The organism is Williamsia sterculiae, assembly GCF_900156495.1.
Lineage (GTDB): Bacteria > Actinomycetota > Actinomycetes > Mycobacteriales > Mycobacteriaceae > Williamsia_B > Williamsia_B sterculiae.
Genome location: NZ_FTNT01000002.1, coordinates 396555 through 416594 on the forward strand (window position 1 = coordinate 396555; position 20040 = coordinate 416594).

18 protein-coding genes and 1 pseudogene are annotated in these 20040 nt (G+C 67.6%); 11 read left to right on the forward strand and 8 right to left on the reverse strand.

All coding sequences use genetic code 11. The features are described 5' to 3' along the window. The first annotated feature begins 91 nt into the window (after positions 1–91). Positions 92–490, forward strand: a complete 399-nt coding sequence (locus BW971_RS04655) for an isochorismatase family protein (RefSeq protein WP_234974231.1) — start codon at positions 92–94, stop codon at positions 488–490. A 5-nt stretch (positions 491–495) separates the two neighbouring features. Here the strand turns inward: BW971_RS04655 and BW971_RS21840 are convergent. Further along, positions 496–1976 (reverse strand): annotated as a pseudogene (locus BW971_RS21840) (DUF222 domain-containing protein). A gap of 253 nt (positions 1977–2229) precedes the next feature. On the opposite strand from BW971_RS21840, the gene BW971_RS04670 reads away from it, so the two are divergent. Beyond that, the gene (locus BW971_RS04670; RefSeq protein WP_076476982.1) at positions 2230–2931 is read left to right on the forward strand and encodes a hypothetical protein; all 702 of its coding nucleotides are present in this window, start codon (positions 2230–2232) and stop codon (positions 2929–2931) included. Here BW971_RS04670 and BW971_RS04675 read toward each other — a convergent pair. Further along, a complete protein-coding gene (locus BW971_RS04675; protein ID WP_076476984.1) occupies positions 2890–3507 on the reverse strand; it encodes a GNAT family N-acetyltransferase in 618 nt (205 codons plus the stop codon). The genes BW971_RS04670 and BW971_RS04675 overlap by 42 nt on opposite strands. A gap of 86 nt (positions 3508–3593) precedes the next feature. Here BW971_RS04675 and BW971_RS04680 point away from each other — a divergent pair, with 86 nt between their 5' ends. Next, positions 3594–3983 (forward strand): hypothetical protein, encoded by a 390-nt coding sequence (locus BW971_RS04680; protein ID WP_143690196.1) that lies wholly within the window; start codon positions 3594–3596, stop codon positions 3981–3983. A 10-nt stretch (positions 3984–3993) separates the two neighbouring features. Further along, on the forward strand, positions 3994–4614 hold the full coding sequence (locus tag BW971_RS04685; protein ID WP_076476988.1) for a TetR/AcrR family transcriptional regulator: 621 nt from the start codon (positions 3994–3996) through the stop codon (positions 4612–4614). A gap of 33 nt (positions 4615–4647) precedes the next feature. Here BW971_RS04685 and helR read toward each other — a convergent pair whose 3' ends face one another. The 3 genes from helR to BW971_RS04700 all read right to left on the reverse strand — a co-directional run bounded on the left by helR (position 4648) and on the right by BW971_RS04700 (position 8219). Further along, a complete protein-coding gene (gene helR / locus BW971_RS04690) occupies positions 4648–6792 on the reverse strand; it encodes an RNA polymerase recycling motor ATPase HelR (RefSeq protein ID WP_234974232.1) in 2145 nt (714 codons plus the stop codon). A gap of 153 nt (positions 6793–6945) precedes the next feature. Then, positions 6946–7761: an NAD-dependent epimerase/dehydratase family protein gene (locus tag BW971_RS04695; protein WP_076476991.1), complete on the reverse strand. Its 816-nt coding sequence runs from the start codon at positions 7759–7761 to the stop codon at positions 6946–6948. Further along, positions 7758–8219 (reverse strand): MarR family winged helix-turn-helix transcriptional regulator, encoded by a 462-nt coding sequence (locus BW971_RS04700; RefSeq protein ID WP_076476992.1) that lies wholly within the window; start codon positions 8217–8219, stop codon positions 7758–7760. The genes BW971_RS04695 and BW971_RS04700 overlap by 4 nt, the downstream gene beginning before the upstream one ends. 191 nt (positions 8220–8410) lie before the next feature. Here BW971_RS04700 and BW971_RS04705 point away from each other — a divergent pair, with 191 nt between their 5' ends. The 3 genes from BW971_RS04705 to BW971_RS04715 all read left to right on the forward strand — a co-directional run bounded on the left by BW971_RS04705 (position 8411) and on the right by BW971_RS04715 (position 13757). Further along, positions 8411–8926, forward strand: a complete 516-nt coding sequence (locus BW971_RS04705; RefSeq protein ID WP_143690197.1) for an LppP/LprE family lipoprotein — start codon at positions 8411–8413, stop codon at positions 8924–8926. A gap of 53 nt (positions 8927–8979) precedes the next feature. Beyond that, a complete protein-coding gene (locus BW971_RS04710; RefSeq protein WP_076476993.1) occupies positions 8980–12276 on the forward strand; it encodes an error-prone DNA polymerase in 3297 nt (1098 codons plus the stop codon). 206 nt (positions 12277–12482) lie between these two features. Next, positions 12483–13757 (forward strand): reverse transcriptase family protein, encoded by a 1275-nt coding sequence (locus BW971_RS04715; RefSeq protein ID WP_076476995.1) that lies wholly within the window; start codon positions 12483–12485, stop codon positions 13755–13757. Between the two features lie 6 nt (positions 13758–13763). Here BW971_RS04715 and BW971_RS04720 read toward each other — a convergent pair whose 3' ends face one another. Beyond that, positions 13764–14228, reverse strand: coding sequence for a tRNA (cytidine(34)-2'-O)-methyltransferase (locus BW971_RS04720; RefSeq protein ID WP_076476997.1), 465 nt, complete (start codon positions 14226–14228; stop codon positions 13764–13766). Between the two features lie 37 nt (positions 14229–14265). Continuing rightward, positions 14266–15201: a serine/threonine dehydratase gene (locus BW971_RS04725; RefSeq protein ID WP_076476999.1), complete on the reverse strand. Its 936-nt coding sequence runs from the start codon at positions 15199–15201 to the stop codon at positions 14266–14268. Between the two features lie 57 nt (positions 15202–15258). Between BW971_RS04725 and BW971_RS04730 the strand changes: the two genes are divergently transcribed. The 4 genes from BW971_RS04730 to BW971_RS04745 all read left to right on the forward strand — a co-directional run bounded on the left by BW971_RS04730 (position 15259) and on the right by BW971_RS04745 (position 18883). Next, a complete protein-coding gene (locus BW971_RS04730) occupies positions 15259–15870 on the forward strand; it encodes a pentapeptide repeat-containing protein (protein ID WP_076477424.1) in 612 nt (203 codons plus the stop codon). Between the two features lie 46 nt (positions 15871–15916). Continuing rightward, positions 15917–16789 (forward strand): bifunctional methylenetetrahydrofolate dehydrogenase/methenyltetrahydrofolate cyclohydrolase, encoded by an 873-nt coding sequence (locus tag BW971_RS04735; RefSeq protein WP_200799353.1) that lies wholly within the window; start codon positions 15917–15919, stop codon positions 16787–16789. Then, a complete protein-coding gene (locus BW971_RS04740; protein WP_407701193.1) occupies positions 16786–17127 on the forward strand; it encodes a DUF3017 domain-containing protein in 342 nt (113 codons plus the stop codon). Before BW971_RS04735 ends, BW971_RS04740 begins: the two co-directional genes overlap by 4 nt. 184 nt (positions 17128–17311) lie before the next feature. Then, a complete protein-coding gene (locus tag BW971_RS04745; RefSeq protein ID WP_143690198.1) occupies positions 17312–18883 on the forward strand; it encodes a hypothetical protein in 1572 nt (523 codons plus the stop codon). Here BW971_RS04745 and metX read toward each other — a convergent pair whose 3' ends face one another. Further along, positions 18884–20038: a homoserine O-acetyltransferase MetX gene (gene metX / locus BW971_RS04750; RefSeq protein ID WP_076477001.1), complete on the reverse strand. Its 1155-nt coding sequence runs from the start codon at positions 20036–20038 to the stop codon at positions 18884–18886. Positions 20039–20040: the final 2 nt, after the last annotated feature.

The window sequence follows — 20040 nt, forward strand, 5'->3', positions numbered from 1 at the left end:
ACTTCTGGGGTTCGCGGAACAACCCCGACTGTGAATCGAACATCGCTGTGCTGTGGGGTACTGGCGCAGTCAGGAGTGGCCGGTCGTCTTCGTGCGGCATGACTCCGACAACCCGACATCACCCCTGTTCAGGTCCGGACCGGGCAATCGTTTCCAGGACGTCATCACCGGTTCGCCGGATCTCTTGGTTCGCAAGAGTGTCAACTCCAGCTTTCACGGCACCCCCGATCTGCGCGCATGGTTGGTGGGCGAAGGCATCGAGCAGGTCGCGATCTGCGGTATCACCACCAATCACTGTTGTGAGACCACCGCTCGAGTCTCTGGAAACCTGGGCTTCGAGACGTTTTTCGTGATCGACGCTACGCACTCCTTCGACCGCCGATCGCCGGACGGTGAGCTGGTGCCGGCCGCGGTGCTCTCATCGGTGACCGCGACCAATCTGCACTGTGAGTTCGCGACGGTGGTACGGACCGCCGACGTGGTGGGGTGAGTCGTTCAGGCGGCCAGGGGTCGGTCGTCGGGTGGTTCTCCGAGGGGTATGAGGTGGAGGTCGTGTTCCCAGCGGTGGCCTTCGGCGAGGTGGGCGCGTGTGAGCGTGAGTTGGTCCCGCAAGGTGTCGCGGAAGTGTTGGGCGATGCGGGCCTGACCGGATTCTGACATCAAGCGTTGGCGATTGGCTGACGCGCGGGCAGCGGTGGTGCGATCCTGCCGCAGGACGGGGTTTTTCCATTCGGTGACGTGGTGGACGGCGGCGCGGGTGGCGGGTTGATCACACCCGGGTCGGGTGCACCCCCGTTGGGAGGCGATCAACGCCATCCGCTGATCCGACCAAGCCAGGCGTCGTTGCCGACCAAAAAACAGGGGCCGGTCCGCATCGTCCAGCAGGGCGAGGAACGGGCGGCTGGTCCCGGCCAACGCGAGTGCGTCGCGGACGGGCAGGGTGCCGCCGGAGGCGGTGGTCGCTATCCCCGTCTCCGCCTCCAACTCCTCCAGCGTCATGACCACGATGACCTGCGCGGGTAAACCTCGGTGGTGACCCAACACCCCCGACTCGGCGATCGTTCGGAGCATCAGGGTGAACGCGTCGTGGTTGCGTTGCGCGGTGGTGCGGTGATCGCGCTTCGCCGCCGCAGCGAGAACGTCGGCGTTGGCCTTGTCCGCATCTCCCACCGGTGAGTCGGGGTCGTCGGGGTTGTTCATCCCGGGTCGGGCCCATTTCTCTGCGAGCACATCCCACAACGCCCGGGTCACCGGATCCAACTCACCACGGATCCCGGACATGTAGTCCGCACCCTGACGACCCAGGGTCAACCCCGCCGGCGTTTCCTATCCCGGTCGTCGTCATCGACCCCGTCGGGATCGAGGTAGGCCAGCAAACGTTGCACCGCTTTGGTCAACTGATCCGGATCCAACACCGCCGCCAACTCACCCACCTGCTGTTCGGCGGCCTCCCACATCGGTCGGTCGTCCCGGACCGCGGACGGGAACTTCGCGATCACCGACCGCATCACCCGCACATGCGCCGTCCCGATCACCCCGTCACGCAGCAGTGCGGCCATGGTCGGCGCGTACGGCGGCAGGGTCTCCCCGGTCAACCCCACCAACGGGGCACAAAGCTCGGTGGTGGCCACCCGGGCAGCGGCTTCGGAACCACTCAACCCCAACACCTCCCGCAGGAACGCGTGACGCCGCAACCCTCGTTTCGTCGGTAGCCCCCGCTCCAACATCTGCGTGGTCAACGCCACCTGCACCGCTTCATCCCGTCGGGTCTGCCGCTGCAACCGCCGCGCCGCAGCCACCACCTGCTCGTCATCCACCTCCACAAACGACTGGTCGACCAACCTGTCAGACAGCGCCTCTCGAACGGACAACAACTCGTCGGTGTCGAAATCATCGAGCGCCGCCAAGACCGACCCGAGGTCAGGCTCGGTCGCTGAACCCTCAGAGGGTAGGGCAACCGTGCTTCGACTGGACATGGATGACGGTCTCAGTAGTAGGAACGGAAGTGTCTCAACGATTCCCGCGTCATCTTGGTGCTGGCGCCAACATACACGGCTGGTCCGACAAGGAGGCTCGCGCGAGAGAACTCGCCGGGGGGTACACACCTACCGCGCCTTCTTGAATCGAAGGAGCTGATCATTCCTGTGTACCGTGAGCGCTCCGATGAGGTTGAACTCGGAGCGAGAAAGCAGGTGCTGGACCTGTGCGCAGTGTGTTCTCATCGAGACCATGATCTCGGCACCCACAGCCACCCAGTTCCGTCGACTTGCACAGTCGTCACCATGGCTGTGGAAGACCATCGAATTCGACTGGGAATCATCAGGAGCGGCGGTGCGGCATGCGTGGATCACGCGCCCTGACACGGTCCGGATCGCCGACGAGACGGGCAAGACTCTCTTCCACCGGCGCGCCGACCGACCATTCGACGGGACACGCGTACGGACCGGCAACGGACCCTGGAGGGCGTGCCCCGGTATCTGGCCATCCCAAGCATCACCACCATGCGTTGACACCGACGGGCTCGTCATCTCCCGCCCCTCCGACTCCGACATCGACTACGGACATGGCACCTTCTACGAGAACTACTACTGGGTGGCCATGCTCGACCCCGCCGAGATCGCCGGCAGCGTATGGGGCAACTCCGATGGACACGACCGCCCGGGGGTTGATCTCACCGACATCAGCACCATGAACCACCATGGCCGTCTCGCATGGCAAGCCACAGCGCAACCGACACCCCACTACGAACCGCGATGCGCTTGCTGCGCCCTGCTCGACACCGGCCACACAACCGCAGACCAGGACACCACCGAACCCGACACGCGGTTCATCATCCGGCTCGACGAAACCACCGGGATGTGCGTGTACGTCGCACGACAAGCGCTCACATCACGACCGCTGCTCGACGTCACCATCACCACATCTGGGTGAGCTCGTCGGCACCCAGTACCGCCGCAACGGCTCACCGAATCCGTTCGTGATCGCATAGTCGTCCGGTTCGCGGATGTCCTGTAGTGCACCGCCGGACTTCTCGATGGTACGACGAGATCCGAGGTTGCCGTCATCGCAGGTGATCATCACCTCGCGCAGGCCGAGACGACCGGCGATCCGCAACATCTCGGCCACCGCGACAACGGCCAGTCCTCGCCGGCGTGCTCGCGGCCGCACGGAGTAGCCGATGTGGCCACCGAGTTCCGCGAGCATGGGTGTCAACGTGTGCCGGAGATTGATAGCGCCGCAATACTCCACCGTGTCACCGTCCTCGACGCAGATCCAGCGCTGGGTTGCCCGCACCATCCCGCTCGGAACCGGGGTGTCGGGGTTCTCCAACTCCGTGAGTATCCCCACCCACCGCCGGAAGTCCGCAGGCTGTGCCAGGTCCAGTCCGAGCCGCGTGGCCGTCGCCATGTTCGTACCGGGCTGCGGTGTCTCGCGCCCCCATTCATGCCACGCGTCGAGCCAGGACGCGTGCAGCTCTGACGTGGGGACCATCAGCGTCGTGGGCATCGTCCGCTGATTCTGCGGGTCCGCTGGGGTGGCTGTCCACAGAAAAGACCTTGCAAATTGACTGCCTGGTCAATAATGTTGACCGCATGGTCAACAAAGTAGCGGCGCCCGCGGGCCGGATGGTCCTGATCTCCCGACTCGTCTACTCCTACGTCGCAATCACAGCCGCGACGATCGTGACCCTGGTCGTCCTGACCGTCGTCGCCTCGTCGCAGGCGACCGACGATGCGTGGGTACACGCCGTCATCGTCGCGGTCTTCGCGGTGCTCCTGCCGTTGCGGCTCCGTGGTGCCCGTCGCGGTGATCACCGGGCGTCCACGGCGCTGGGCATCATCGCCGGTGTCCTCCTGGTGGTGAACATCGTGGAAGCGCTCATCCCCGGGATGTTCCCGATGTGGATGCGTGTGGAGACGGTCGTCGTCGCTGCGATCATGGGGGCGGTCGTGGTGCTGACCCTGCGCGCCAGACGAAACTGAGGAGATCCCGATGCCGACATCGTCGACCCGGCCCCGACAGCGACTCAGCGCCGAGCAACGGCGAGAACAGATCGTCTCGGCAACGGTCAGCGTGTTGGCCGAACACGGTTTCCGGGGCACCAGTGTCGACGCGATCGCGCAGCGGGCGGGCGTGTCGAAAGGCCTGATGTGGCACTACTTCGAGGATCGGGACGATCTGATGGTGCGCACCGCCGAACATGCTCTCCTCGAGCTGCGCCACGCGGTGGCGGCTCGCATCGACCTCACCGCTCCGGCACCGGATGTGATCCGCGCGGCCATCCACGGCGCCGCGCACACGCGAGACACCCACGGCGCCCAGAGACGAGCGTTGGATGAGATCGTCAACAACCTCCGCACCGCAGAAGGCTCCGCACGGTTCACGCTGCGCGACTACGAGGACATGTACCTCGCGCAGGAACGGATCTTCCGACGCGGACAGGATGACGGCGACTTCCGCGCGGCGCTGAATCCGCGCGCACTCGCCGTCACCTACCAGGGCGCCGTCGACGCGATGCTCGGTTATCTCGACGCGCATCCCGATGTGGATGCCGACGGTTACGCCGCTACCGTGGCCGACATCCTGCTCGACGGCATCGTGCGATCGCGATGACCTCAGTTCGCTGACCCAAGTGCATGCGACCGCTCATGACAGGATCACCAACTCCTGCGTCGCACGCGTCATCGCCACATACCGGTCGACCGCACCGGTCACCCCGTCGCCGAAGGTGGCCGGATCGACCAGCACCACCAGGTCGAATTCGAGACCCTTCGCCGACTCCGGTGTGAGGATCCGAACGCGGTCCGAAACGGTTGTCGACGTCGGCGCGAGCGGGTCCATGGTGATCACACAGGCGACGCCCTCGTGGTTGTCGGTGAGCCACTGTTTCAGGATCTCGTCGAGTGCACTCATCGGCGCGTATCGCACCGGTGACTTGCCGCGCCGAATCGACGTGGGCACCCCGGCATCCGGGAGGGCGCGACGGATCATGGGTGCGGCGGTGTCCATGATCTCGGCAGGCGTTCGGTAGTTGATGGTCAGCGGTGACACCCGCGACGGGATCAACCCGGTCCTCGCGGTGCGCGCATCCCAGGATTCGGTGAACAGATGGCGCGACTGGGCACGATCTCCGACGATCGTGAAACTCTTCGTGGGACAACGGCGTAGTAGCATCTGCCATTCCGCATCGGTGAGCTCCTGCGCCTCGTCCACCACGATGTGCGCGAACGGCCCGTCCCGCCGATCGCGGGCGACGGTGGTGATCGCGCTGGTGTCCACCAGCACGTCGTGGAGGTGTCCTCCTCTCAGCATGGTGATCAATCCCTCGCCGTCGTCGGCGGCCACCAGGTCGTCGATCACCGACTCGCGGTGTGCCCGCTGCGCCCGGGCCTCGGCCTGGAGGCGTCGTGTGCGGTCGTCGGCCCCGGCATCACCGAGACGAAGGCGCGCGGCGTCGAGGATCGGAAGGTCGGCCACCGTCCAGGCGTGCGGGTCGTGCCGTTGCACCACGGCGATCTCGGCGTCGGTCAGTTCCGGTGCACACCGGCGGAGATAGGCCGGGACGGTCCACAGATCCCCGACGATGTCGGTGGCATCGAGCATCGGCCAGCTGTGGTACAGGGTCCGTCGCAGTTCGACGCTCTGCGCGAGGTCGGTGGCCACCGCGTCCCGGGGGACATCGCCGGATTGCTTGTCCACCAGGATCTCGACGAGTGCATCTCGCACGATCGTCCGCGCCTCGTTGTGCGGCGTCCCACGCTCGGGTGCCGCCATCGCCGCCGCCCAGTCGTCGGGGGTGACCCGGACGTCGACCCAGTCGGTCTCGATGGTCGAACAGGTGCGCGGTGGATCCTCGTAGAACGCCACCGCCCGATCGATGACCGTCTCCCAGTCGACGCGTCCCTTGATCGCCGCGACATCCGATGCGGATTCCGCGATGGCCGTGGTCCCCTCGTCGACGAGGTCGCGGATGGTGGTCATGGCGACACCGTCTTCACCGAGAGCCGGGAGGACGTCCTGCACGTACGACAGGAAGTGTTCATTCGGTCCGACCACCAGCACGCCGCCGCGATGTGCGGCGAGGCGGGAGTCCGCGTAGAGCAGATACGCCACCCGGTGCAGCGCGACAACGGTTTTACCGGTCCCGGGACCGCCGTCGACGACCAGCGTTCCCGCGGAGTCGGCGCGGATGATCGCGTCCTGGTCGGCGGCCAGCGTGCCCAGCACGTCGCGCATCCGACCGGTTCGGCTCGCGTCCAACTCGTCGAGCACGGAAGCGAAACCCTCTGTGCCGAAACCTTCTGCGGTGAAGGCGTCCGCGCCGAACGACTCGTCCCAATAGTCGACGACCTTGCCGTGACTCCACCGGTACCGACGACGCCGGACGACCCCCATGCGGTGCGCATGCGTCGCGGCGAAGAACGGCTCCGCGGCCGCCGACCGCCAGTCGACCACCAGCTGACGGCCATCGTCATCGGTGAGACCGATCCGGCCCACGTACACCGGGTCGGACCCGTCGACGACGAAGTGTCCCAGGCAGAGATCACGATCGAAGCGGCTCAGGTGACGCAGTTGCGCCGTCACCCGGTGGATCTCCAGGTCCCTGTCCATGGCGGCCTGCCCCGCACCACCCGGGGCACGACGAAGCGAGTCCAATCGGTCCGTCAGTTCGGTGACCCGCTGATGGAGTCGGGCCGAGACGGCCGCGAAATGCACGTCGTCGGCGGCGATCCCGGCCGGATCGGAGCGCGAGGACCGGGCAGAGGAGAGGTGGAAAGTACTGGTGGGCACCGGCGACGCCTTCACTGTGTCGGCAGGACGAGCAGGACGATCAGCGATTGTGAAGGATGCACCGGGTCTTGCCGCAAGACCCGGGGTCGGCTATAGATTGATAGTGGAAGGACGACTTCCTTCGGCCATGGTCAGGCCACACCTCCCCGCAGATCAGAGCAGGGCTTCCCGTTGGGCCTGGTAGACGCTGGACACCGTGGGCCGGAATCCGAGACGTCGGGCCAACGACACGTCCGCATGCCCCAGCCACGGGTCGGTGAGCGGTTCGTTCGACGACTCGTATGTCGCGTGGACGACGTCGGCGATCTCGTAGACGGTGAGTGGCGAATCGTCGGCGACGTTGACGATGCGGCCGTCCATGACCCCGTCCAACGCCATCCCGATCGCTGTGGCGACGTCGCGGTGATGGATCACACTGAGCTTCCGAGCCGGGTGCCAGCCCATGCTCGCCACCTGTTCCGGTGCGGCCTCCAGGTGCCCGTCACCGTCCCCGTAGACGAAGGGCAGCCGGAGGATGACCCAGTTGAGACCGCTGGCGCGCACGTCCTTCTCGGCTTCGATCTTGCTCGCGGGGTAGGCGTGGGTGGCCGTCGTCTCGTCGCTCTCCCGACCGGGGTGGCCCAGCCCCGGGCCGTACACGTTGGAGGTGCTGGCCATCACCAGGCGTGCTCGGGGCGCGTGTTCGTGCACCGCGGCGATCACGTTGCGCGTGCCGTCGCGATTGACCCTCCAGATCTGCTCCACGTCCGCTGTGCGGAACAACGCCGCGAGGTGCAGCACGGTGGTCACACCCTCGAGGGCGGCACCCAGGGTGGCGGGCTCGAGAATGTCACCCTCCACCCGCTCCACTCCTGTGGGGACCTCCCTGCCCTGGCGGACCAGTGCACGACACTCGAGGCCTTGGGCTGCGAGTCGCTTCAGCAACCGCGATCCGACGAGACCTGTTCCGCCGGTGACGAGAATGGTCATGAGAGAGCCTCTTTCCTGTAGTCGTTGAGCCGTTGTGTCGCGTGGCGAAGCACCCGATGGGCCGTGTCGATGTCCGCGTGATCCATCCCGTCGAAGGCGACTGTGGTGATGAGTTCGATCGGGTCGGGAACGGTCCTCAGCAGAGCGGTCCCGGCAGTCGTCAGATGCAGCACCTTCTGCCGCTTGTCGTGGGTGTCCGCGACCTGCTCGACCAGCTCTTTCCTGGTCAGTGCGCCGACGATCCCGCTGAGGGTCGCGCGTTCCAGTTCGAGCATCGATGTCAGCTCACGTTGCCCCAGCGGCCCGTTGGCCTCCAGCAGGGTGAGTACGTACCACTGCATGCCCCCCAACCCGTACGGGCGCAGCACCGCCTCCATCAGTACCCGGCTGGCCACGGTGTACTTCTTCGCCCAGGAGCCTGCGGCTTCCAGATCGGGCGCACGATGTTTGTCAGGCACCTAACCAATATTGTCAGGCGCCTGACAACTGCGCAACCCCTGCGACGTGAGTCCGGCCGGGGACCACCGGGACATCACGAAGACATGACAAACCGTTGTGTCGGCTAACCACTCGTCGCGGCGGAGCGACAGCCCTGATGTATACGCAGTTTCCGAGGAACCCGTCCCGGGTGTGAGGAGAAGACGTTCAGATGGTGTCGACGACATTGATTCGCAACGTGATCACGGCGACGGCTGTCGCCGCGGGGCTCGCCGCCGGCCCTGCCGCCGCACATGGCGCAGCGCCGAACGGTAGTGGACACGGCTTGTGTTTCGACCTGAACTCGAGTCTGGCGACCGACTCGATCGCCGCGCTCGCCCCACCCGCCGGCGGCGGCAGCTGGCAACCGGTGGGTGCCAGCAACAACCCTCTCAGCGGCGGCTGCAACCTCGACGCCATGCTCGTCACCGACGACGGTATCGGCGACGCCACCGCGGTGTCGCGGACCCTGTTGTTCCACGACGGCCGCTTCATGGGCACCGTCGATGACAAGCCGTACTCGTACACCACCGTGGCACACACGTCCAAGGACGCTGTCACCGTGAGTTACCGATGGCTTGGCGATGACGACCCGTTCTGCTGCCCCTCCGGCGGGCCCACCACGGTGACCGTCACCATGCACGACGGGCAGCTGACACGGACCGGTGCTCTGCCGCCCAGCTCGTGAGCGGGTGAACCCACACCCACTCGATACGAACGTATGTTCGATACACTGGGTCGATGGGTTGGGAACAGGGACCGTCGAGCTGGTCGGAGATGGAGCGGGTGCTCTCCGGCCGCCCCGCGCGCGAGGGCGGGTTCGATGGCGCGGCCCATCCCGGTGATGGTGGAGACAGTCCGGCCTGGTCCCGCACCCGCGGTAGCTATCATGCCGGTGACCTGCGGCGCGGGCAGTCGGCCGTCCCGTACGCCGAACTGCACGCGCACACCGGCTACAGCTTCCTCGACGGCGCCTCGGCCCCCGAGGAGATGGTCGAAGAGGCCCATCGGCTGGGTCTGGAGGCGGTGGCGATCACCGACCACAACGGCTTCTACGGGGTGGTCCGGTTCGCCGAGGCGGCCCGCGAATGGGGGCTGCCGACCGTCTTCGGTGCGGAACTCTCCCTGCAGCACGACACCGCTCGCACCGGCACCCCGGATCCCGAGGGTTCGCATCTGCTGGTGTTGGCTCGCGGAAAGGAAGGTTATCGACGGCTCTCCCGCCAACTGGCCACCGCTCACATGGATGCCGGCGAGAAGGGGTTGCTGCGTCACGACCTCGACCGGCTCGCCGACGCCGCGGACGACGAATGGTTGATCCTCACCGGATGCCGCAAGGGTTCAGTGCGACAGGCACTCGCGACCGGTGGCCCGGAGGCGGCGACGGTCGCCCTGCGTGGTCTGCTCGACCGTTTCGGCCGCGACAACGTCGCCGTCGAGCTCACCGCGCACGGCATCCCCGCCGACGACGAACGCAACGCCGCACTGGCCGACCTCGCCGCCGCGCACCGGGTGATGACCGTGGCCACCACCGGTGCACATTTCGCCACCCCCGATCGTCGGCGGCTGGCCATGGCGATGGCCGCGGCGCGGTCGCGTCGCAGTCTCGACGAGATGGCTGGCTGGCTGCCCGGACTCGGTGGTGCGCATCTGCGTGGTGGCGACGAGATGGCACGACTGCTGGCCGCTCACCCGGAGGCCATCGACAACGCGGTGCAGCTGGGGCGGGACTGCGCATTCGAGTTGAAGCTGGTCGCCCCGGAGCTACCGCCGTTCGACGTGCCCGCCGGGCACACCGAGATCAGCTGGCTGCGCCGGCTCACCGCAGACGGGGCGGCTCGTCGGTACGGTTCCGAGGAGCGGAATACTGCTGCCTACAAGCAGATCGAACACGAGCTCGCCGTCATCACCACCATGGACTTCCCCGGGTACTTCCTGGTGGTGCACGACATCGTCACGTTCTGCAGGGACAACGACATCCTCTGTCAGGGGCGGGGGAGTGCCGCGAACTCCGCGGTCTGTTACGCCCTGGGTATCACCAACGTCGATCCGATCGCCAACGATCTGCTCTTCGAGCGTTTCCTGTCCCCGGAACGTGACGGCCCGCCCGACATCGACGTCGACATCGAATCGGACCGCCGGGAGGAGGCGATCCAGCACGTCTACACGAAGTACGGGCGAGATCGCAGCGCACAGGTGGCCAATGTGATCACCTACCGCGGTCGGTCAGCGGTCCGGGACATGGCCCGCGCCCTGGGTTATTCGATGGGGCAGCAGGATGCCTGGAGCAAACAGGTGGATCGGTGGGACGGGTCGATCCCGGCCGGTGTGGACCACCAGATCCCGGATCAGGTTCTCGAACTCGCGGATCAGATCCGCGACATGCCAAGGCATCTGGGTATCCACTCGGGTGGCATGGTGATCTGCGACCGACCCATCGCCGACGTCTGTCCCACCGAGTGGGCGCGGATGGAGAACCGCAGCGTGCTGCAGTGGGACAAGGACGACTGCGCGGCGATGAACCTGGTGAAGTTCGACCTGCTGGGGCTGGGCATGTTGTCGGCACTGCACTACGCCATCGACCTGGTCGCCGAACACAAGAACCTGCACGTCGATCTGGCCAAGCTCGATCTCGGCGAAGCCGCCGTCTACGAGATGCTCTGCCGTGCCGACTCGGTGGGCGTGTTCCAGGTGGAGTCCCGCGCCCAGATGGCCACCCTGCCCCGGCTGCGGCCGAAGCGCTTCTACGACCTGGTGGTCGAGGTCGCCCTGATCCGCCCCGGACCCATCCAGGGTGGTTCGGTGCATCCCTACATCCGCAGGCGCAAGAAACAGGAGTCGTCCCGATGCGAACACCCGGCCATGGAGCCGGCGCTCGAACGCACCCTGGGGGTGCCATTGTTCCAGGAGCAACTCATGCAGCTGGCCGTCGACGTCGCCGGATTCGACGCCGCCGAGGCCGATCAGCTGCGGCGGGCGATGGGGTCCAAGCGGTCGCCCGCGAAGATGGCGCTGCTCCGGGAACGTTTCTACCAGGGCATGCGGGACACCCACGGCATCACCGGTGAGCTGGCCGACCGGATCTTCGAGAAGATGGCGGCATTCGCGAATTTTGGTTTCCCGGAGAGCCATTCGCAGAGTTTCGCATCGCTGGTGTTCTACTCGTCGTGGTTCAAGCTGCACCATCCCGCCGCGTTCTGTGCGGCGTTGCTGCGCGCCCAACCGATGGGGTTCTACTCACCGCAGTCGCTCGTCGCCGATGCCCGACGGCACGGGGTGACCGTGCACGGCCCCGACGTCAACCGCTCGCTGGCGTACCCGAACCTCGAGGAACGGGGCACGCAGGTGCGGATGGCCCTGGGATCGGTGCGCACCATCGGCGACGATCTGGCCCAGCGGATCGTCGACGAACGGGACCGCGGGGGCGAGTACACCGACACCGCCGACCTGTCCAGGCGGGCGGAGTTGACCACCCGTCAGCTCGAGGCGTTGGCCACTGCCGGGGCCTTGAACTGCTTCGGGATCAGTCGTCGGCAGGCGCTGTGGGATGCCGGTGCCGCCTCGGCCGAACGAGTCGACCGGTTGCCGTTGCTCGGCGCGAGCGCCGCGCCGACGTTGCCGGGGTTCACCGACGTGGAACTCTCCGCCGCGGACGCCTGGGCCACCGGGGTGACGCCGAGTCTGTATCCCACCCAGTTCCTGCGGCCACGGCTCGACGCGCTGGGTGTGGTGCTCGCCGACAAGCTGCTCACCGTGCCGGACGGTTCGCGGGTGCTGGTGGCCGGGGCGGTCACCCACCGGCAACGCCCGGCCACCGCATCCGGTGTCACCTTCGTCAATCTCGAGGACGAGACCGGGATGGTCAACGTGGTCTGCTCGGTGGGGGTGTGGAGTCGGTATCGGCGCGCCGCGCAGGGGGCGACGGCCCTGCTCATCCGCGGTCGCGTGCAGAACGCCGAGGGTGCGGTCACCGTGGTCGCCGAACGGCTGCAGCATCTGGATCTGCGGGTCGGCAGCCGGTCACGCGACTGGCGTTAGCATCGGGTCATGGGTGGCGGCTGCGGTGAGAGTGGATCGTCACGATCCGTCTCAGGGGTAACCCCTGGGTGCACCTCACAGTTGGTCCCTGCGTCCGACGCCGGCCGGCACGCTGCGCGTGCACCACGGCGCCGCGAGAACGAGTTCTGGGTCACCGCACCCGCCGCCCATCCCACCGGCAGCGTCCATCCGACCCTTCGTGCGCCGTGGCCGCCCCGGTACTGACCGTCGCGGAGGCGGCCGAGGCCGCGGCCGACTTCTCCCGCGGCTACGGCGGGTGGACCTGGCCCGAGGTGCTGCGGGCCGCAGGCGCGGTGCTGCCCGAGGGCATCGCCGAGGACGCGGTGGAGCGGTTGTTCGCGGCAAACCCCCGCGAACCACGCCATCCGGCCCAAGCGTTCACCGAGGCCCTGCAACCGTGGACGCTGCCGACGCCTGCCCCACCCCGGGTGATCGAACTGTCGGACCCGGTTCCGGTCGGCCCCATGCCCTACGGTCTGCCCGATCTCTACGACGTCGAACTGCTGGCGCAGTGGTTCGGTCTCACCGTCGGCGAGCTCGAGTGGTTCGCCGACCGCGGTCGATGGTTGCGAAACGCGCGTCCGCCGCTGCGGCACTACCGGATCTGGCGACGGCACAAACGCGACGGGGTACGGGTGATCGAGGCACCCAAGCCGTGGATGCGCGAGACCCAGCGGCGCCTGTTGCGCAGGGTGGTCGAGCGGATGCCTGCTCACCCGGCCGCCCGGGGCTTCGTCGCCGGTTCGTCCACCGCGGCCTTCGCGTGGCCGCACACCGATCGCCCCACCGTCGTACGCGTGGACCTGCGGCACTGCTTCGAGAGCATCACGGTCGGTCGGGTACGTCGAGTGTTCGCCGACATCGGCGGCTATCGCGCACCGATCGCCCGGGTCCTGGCCGACCTGTGTACCACCGCAACGCCTGTCGACGAGCTGACCGGCGTCGAGTACGGACACGCCGCCCTCTTGCGGGACCGACACCTGCCCCAGGGCGCACCCACGTCACCGCATCTGGCCAACCTGGTGATGCGATCTCTGGATCGTCGGCTGGCCGGTTATGCCCGTCGTAACGGGTTGCGCTACACGCGATACGGCGACGATCTGGCCGTATCCGGGGACGGCATCGATGCGGATCGCGTGCTCTGGGTGGTGATGCGGATCGTCGCGGCCGAAGGCTTCGTTGTCCACCCCGAGAAGGTCCGCATCATGCACCGTCACCAGCGTCAGCAACTCGCCGGGCTGGTGGTCAACGACCGTCCCCAGGTCGCCCGCGACGACTACGACAACCTGCGGGCTTTGCTGCACAATGCCATTCGCGACGGTGCGGCCACACAGAACCGGGACGGTCACGACGATTTCCGCGCCCACGTATACGGTCTGATCGCCTGGGTGGGTGCCACCTCGCCGGCACGCCGGCAGCGGCTGCTGGAGATGGCCCGACAGGTGGACTGGGCCAGGTGACGCCAACTAGACGGCACCCTCGAAACCCTGTTGCCGCCACGCCTCGTACATGGCGATGCTCGCGGCGTTGGCGAGGTTCAGCGATCGCCGCTCGGGCAACATGGGGATCCGCAGCCGATCGGTGACATGAGGGTCGGCGAGGATCTCCTCGCTCAACCCCGTCGGCTCGGGGCCGAAGAGCAACACGTCTCCTGGCTCATAGGCGACGTCGGTGTGGAACCGGCGGGCGTGTGCGGTGAAGGCGAACACCCGACTCGGGGCCAGCGCCGCCCAGGCCGCCTGCAGGTCGGGATGAACGGTCACCGAGGCCATCTCGTGGTAGTCCAAACCCGCACGTCTGACCTTGGCTGCGTCCAGATCGAATCCGAGCGGCTCCACCAGATGCAACTCGCATCCGGTGTTGGCGGCCAGACGGATGGCGTTACCCGTGTTCGGCGGGATGCGCGGGGAGAAGAACAGCAGTCGGAACACCCGAACAGCATGCCGTATCCGTGGATCTGGGCCGGGGTCAACCCGACACGGTGTTCGCCCCGCACAACACCACCACCAGGTGGTGCCCGATGGACGGCGTCAGTACACCGCTGAGCACGGGGGCCAGTGCGGCGGCGGTTCCGTGTTCGACCACGATGCGGAAGCGGTCCCACAGCAGCGCGCGGGCAGCGACGATCTCGTCGTCGGTGACCAGCAGACTGGTCACCGGTCGCCGGGTGACCGTCGCCCAACAGATGGCACCGACCCGAGTGGCGCCCAACGAGTCGGCCGCGACCCCGGAGACGTCGACATCCACCGGAGCCCCGGCGTCCAGGGCCGCATGCAGGGTCGGCGCGCGTTCGGGCTCCACCGCAACGAGGGTGTCGTCGGCGCCCGCGGCGGTGGCGATCCCGGACAGCAGTCCGCCACCGCCGACGCACACCGACACGGTCAGCGGGCCTGCGACCTGGGCGCGCAGCTCCAGGCCGAGCGTGCCCGCCCCGGCAACGATGTCGGGCAGGTCGTAGGCGTGCAATCGCAGCGCCCCGGTCGTCTGCGCCAGGTCTTCGGCAGCGTGCGCGGCCTCGGCGTAGCGGTCACCCACCTGGTGCACGACGGCCCCGAGCGCTCGCAGGGCGGCGACCTTCACCGTGGGTGCGGTCTCCGGAACCACCACCGTGCACGGGACGTCGACCAGCTTCGCCGCGTGCGCGGCTCCGATCGCGGCGTTGCCACCGGAGGCGACCACCACCCCGGCCGAACCCAACGTCCCGTGTTCCCGTGCGGACAGTACCGCGTTGGCGCTCCCGCGGAACTTGAACGTGCCACCGCGCTGCAGGTATTCGAGCTTGAACACCACCGGCACCTCGCCGGCCGGGGTGGGAACGGTGGTCGCGAGAACCGGGGTGTGCCGTACGACGCCGGCTGTCCGGACGGCCGCGGCGGACACGTCGGCGAGGGAGGGACTGTTCATCACCGACCGAGTCTAGGGAGCCGGGGACCGGGGAGCGGTGGTGGCAGCATGGGCGTGGTGACGCAGAGTGCGGGTCCCACCCGGTACGAGAACGAACGTTTCGACGACGAGGACCTCGCCGAGGTCGAGCGGTCCGACGACGAGTTCGTCGGCTGTTCCTTCCGCGACGCCGACCTCAGCGAGATGCGTACCCGTCGGGTGACGTTCACCGAATGTGATCTCACCGGGGTGAACCTGGGCCGCAGCGTCCACCGCTCCAGCGCGTTCCGCAACTGCACCATCCAGCGGGCGCAGCTGTCCGGCATCGACCTCGAGGACTGTTCGCTGCTCGGTTCGGTGATCTCGGATTCGGTGCTCACGGCAGTGCGCATGGTCGACTGCGACCTCACCCTGACCTCGCTCGGTGGGCTGCGGATGCATCGCGCGCAATTGCACGGCTCTCGGCTCACGGAAGCCAACCTGTCCGGAACCGACCTCGCGCATGCGGACCTCACCGGCGCGGATCTGCGCGGGGCCCGCGCGGTCGGGGCGGTGCTGGCCGATGCCGATCTCCGAGGTGCTCGCTGCGACGTCGCGCTCTGGCTGCAGGCCAAGACCGCCGGTGCGCTCATCGACCCCGCTCACGCGCTCGAGTACGCGCGAGCGCACGGTTTGCGTTTCGACGAGTGATCGACCTGGAACACCGATGAGCAATCGACCTGGAACACTGTCGGGTGTGACGGCGACTGCACTGGACGGCAAGAAGACCCGCGACGAGATCTTCGCCGACCTCACCGGCCGGATCGCGGCGCTGGCCGAGGCCGGCATCACGCCCGGTCTGGGGACGGTGCTGGTCGGTGACGACCCCGGTTCACACGCCTACGTCCGCGGCAAACACGCCGACTGTGCCAAGGTCGGCATCGCATCGCTGCGCCGCGACCTGCCCGCCGACGTCAGTGCCGACACGCTCGCCGCGACGATCGACGAGCTCAACGCCGACCCCGCGTGTACCGGTTACATAGTGCAGCTGCCGCTGCCGCGGCACCTGGACGAGTTCGCGGCCCTGGAGCGTATCGACCCGGCCAAGGACGCCGACGGGCTGCACCCGACCAGCTTGGGGCGACTGGTGCTGGGTGAGCCGGGACCGTTGCCGTGCACCCCACACGGGATCATCCACTTGCTGCGGCGCTACGACATCCCGATCGACGGTGCGCGGGTGACTGTGGTCGGTCGAGGGGTCACCATCGGTCGCACCATCGGTCTCCTGTTGACCCGCAGGTCGGAGAACGCAACCGTGACGCTGTGTCACACGGGCACCCGCGACCTCGCCGCCGAGGTGTCGCGTGCCGACATCGTCGTCGCCGCGGCGGGGGTCCCGCACCTGATCACCGCCGACATGGTCCGACCCGGTGCCGCGGTGATCGACGTCGGCGTCAGCCGCACCGACACCGGGCTGGTGGGTGACGTGGCCCCCGACGTCTGGGACGTCGCCGGACACGTTTCCCCCAATCCGGGTGGAGTGGGACCGCTGACCAGAGCCTTCCTGTTGGTCAACGTGGTCGAGGCCGCCGAGCGGCAGCTCGTGGGACGACGCGCCGCAGAGTTGTGACTCGAATCACCGCACGAGGCCTCCCGCGGCCGCAGACCCCGGCCCGGATCCGGCACGCTCGTCGACTGCGGGCCCTCCTCGTTCAACTGCCGTTTCTGCTGGTCATAGTGCTGGTCGCGATCGCGGCCGTGTTCTTGATGGTGGAGCGGTGGCGGCGAGGCGCGGTCATCCTCGGCTCGGCGGCCCTGGTGGCGTCGCTGCTGCGCGCTCTGCTGCCCAGCTCCCGAGTGGGATTACTGCAGGTCAGAACGAGGATGACCGACGTCGTGATGACCGCGGCGGTCGGCATCACCATCTTGTGGCTCGCCACGTCGATCGACCCGCTGGGTACCAAATGACTGGACTCGTGACGCCAAGTGTACGAAAATGATGCGTAACCGTTAGTAAGGACCGCGGCGAGACGCGAGCCCCCCGCCTGGTGGGCTCGCTCGCCGGACAACCGCGCCCGCCCGGTAACCACGCGGGCCGGCGAAACGATAGACCATGCGGGGATGGTCCTGAGCAAGGGGTGATCACGTACTGATGTCGACCGTTCTGGGAGTGTCCGCGGGTAGTGGGATGATCCACTACGCGCTGCTCACTGTGGACGATTCCGATCATCGGAGCACGCTCACCAGGGTCATCGACGTCGACGCGACGGACGGTCTCGACCCCACCGGTCGGTTGAACTCCGGCATCGACGTGATGTTGGCGGCGGCCCGGGACCGCTCACAGCGCATCGGCGCCATCGCCGTCACCGGGAAGTCGCACCACGAGAGCAGTAGCCCGTTGCGCCTCCGGAGAGACCGCTTCGGTGGACGCGTGGTCGGCACCCGCGGAGTGGGACCACGTAGGCAGGTCCGCCTCGTCGGTGAGAAGCAGTCGGTCATCGAGGCGTTGACCGCCAGCGGCGAGATAGAGAGGTTCTCGTCGGTGCTGATCGCCGACGCCGGTGACAGCGGACTGCGGACCTATTCCGTCAACCCGGCGGATCGGTCGTCGTCGGACGTCACCACCTCGAAGGTGCTGACCGGCACCCGACTCGACCGCGCTCTCGCGGAGACAGTGGCGCGCCGTCTCGGCAGCGGCGGACGCGTCGACCGTGGGGTCATCTCCGGGTGCAGAACCGCCAAGGAAGACCTCAGCACCGGAGCGGCGGCCACCGTCGCCCCGGGTGACGGTCGGGGCCGCATCGAGGTGCCCGCCGAACTGCTGACCGAGGCCGCGCGTCCCATGGTCGACGCGGCCGCTGAATTCATCGTCGAGCAGGTGCGTGGCGCCGAGGCCGTCGTCCTGATCGGTGGTCTGGGAAATCTGCCGATGCTGCAACACGCGGTGGCCGAGCGGCTCGGTGACACCGATGCCGTGTCGGCGGGTGCGGAACTGATCGTGCCCGACGAGCCGGAATCGGTCGCCGCGACCGGGGCGGCCCTGCTGGCCCTGAACGACGGTGCCGCCGCGCGAGGGGTCACCTTCATCGGCGGCCGTCGTCAGCGAGAGCTGCTGTCCGCGGTCCCGTTGTCGATCATCGGGGTGCTGTTGGCCGCCACGATGATGACCGCATACGCGATCAGTTCCACGCTCACCGGCAATGGCCAGTCGTTGCCCGCGGTGTCGATGACGTCCGTCGCCGACACCGCGTCCACCACCACCTCGAAGCAGCCGACGAGCGCGCCCACGCGGCCCACAGCCTCGTCACCGACCCGGGTGACGAGCGGTCGCGATCAGCTGGTCGTGCCGACGGCGTTGCCCACCGAGGGACGCGATCTGCCGGACCAGACAGCGGGTGAGCCGTCCTGGGCGACCATCACTCTGCCGACGTCGATCGTCTCGACGGCGCCCACGTCGACCATCACCGCACCGTCGCCCACGGTTCCGACGTCTCAGCAGAACCTGTTCCAGCAGTTCCCGTGGCTGACGCAGATCCCAGGCGTGCCGACCACCCTGTTCCCGCCGACGCAGACGGCGCCGACGACCCCGGTGGCGCCGCAGACGTCTCCGCCGACCAAGACGATCTCCGGTGCCGATCCGCAGTCGGGGAACACGTCGACCGCGACGGAGCCCACCCTCCCGCCGACGGTCGACGCACCGACGGCCACCACAAAGGCACCCTGATCAGCGACGGGCCAGTGCCAGGGTCTGTTCGAGCAGGTCGGCGATGGCGTCGGCGTCGGTGAGGAATCCGTCGTGGCCGTTGGCCGAGTGGATGACCTGCAGTCCGCCGACGCAGTTGCCCAGATGATCGGCGATCTCTTGTTGCAAGCGCAACGGATACAGCCGGTCGGAGTCGATACCACCGACGATCGTCGGCACCTCGCATCCGCGTAGAGCAGCTTCCACACCACCTCGATTGCGCCCCACGTCATGGTGGTTGAGCACTTCGCTGAGCACCACGTAGCTACCCGCGTCGAAGCGGTTCACCAGCTTCTCCGCTTGGTGTTCGAGGTAGCTCTCGATCGCGTAGCGCCCTCCGTCGATCGGGTTCTCTTGCCGCTGCGGACGATTGGCGAAGCGGTTGTCGAGCTCTTCCTCACTGCGGTAGGTCAGGTGGGCGATACGCCGGGCGACGCTGAGACCGGCCGCCGGGGTCACCCCGGTGCCGTGATAATCGCCACCACGCCAGTTCGGGTCGGCTTCGATGGCCGCGACCTGGGTGCTCTGCGTACCGATCTGATCGGCGGTGGCCCGGGCCCCGACGGCGAGCACGAGTGCGCTGCGGACCCGGTCGGGGTATTCGACGATCCATTCCAGGGCGCGGGCTCCACCCATCGAACCGCCGAAGACCGCAGCGACCTGTGGGATGTCCAGAGCGTCGAGCAGAGCGGACTCGGCGTGAACCTGGTCGAGCACGGTGATGCCGGGGAACCGTGAACCCCACACCCGGCCGTCGGCGGCGGTGGACGACGGGCCGGTCGAGCCACCGCACCCACCCAACACGTTCGCCGAGATCACGCACCACTCGTCGGTGTCCACCGGGGCGCCGGGCCCGATCAGTCCGTCCCACCAGCCGGCGGAGGGCTGACCGGGTCCGGCGGGGCCGGTCACGTGTGAGTCACCGGTGAGCGCGTGCAGCGTCAACACCACGTTGTCCCGATCGGGGGACAGCCGACCCCAGCGTTGGAACGCCATCGTCACCTCGTCGAGGTGGACACCGTTCTCCAGCTCCAACGAACCCACCGACGCCGTGGTCAACTCGCCGTCGGGCAGGTTCTCCCAACCGGGAACCGTCTCCGGCGTCGGCGGGCTCGTCGTCGCTGTTCTGGCCGCCACTA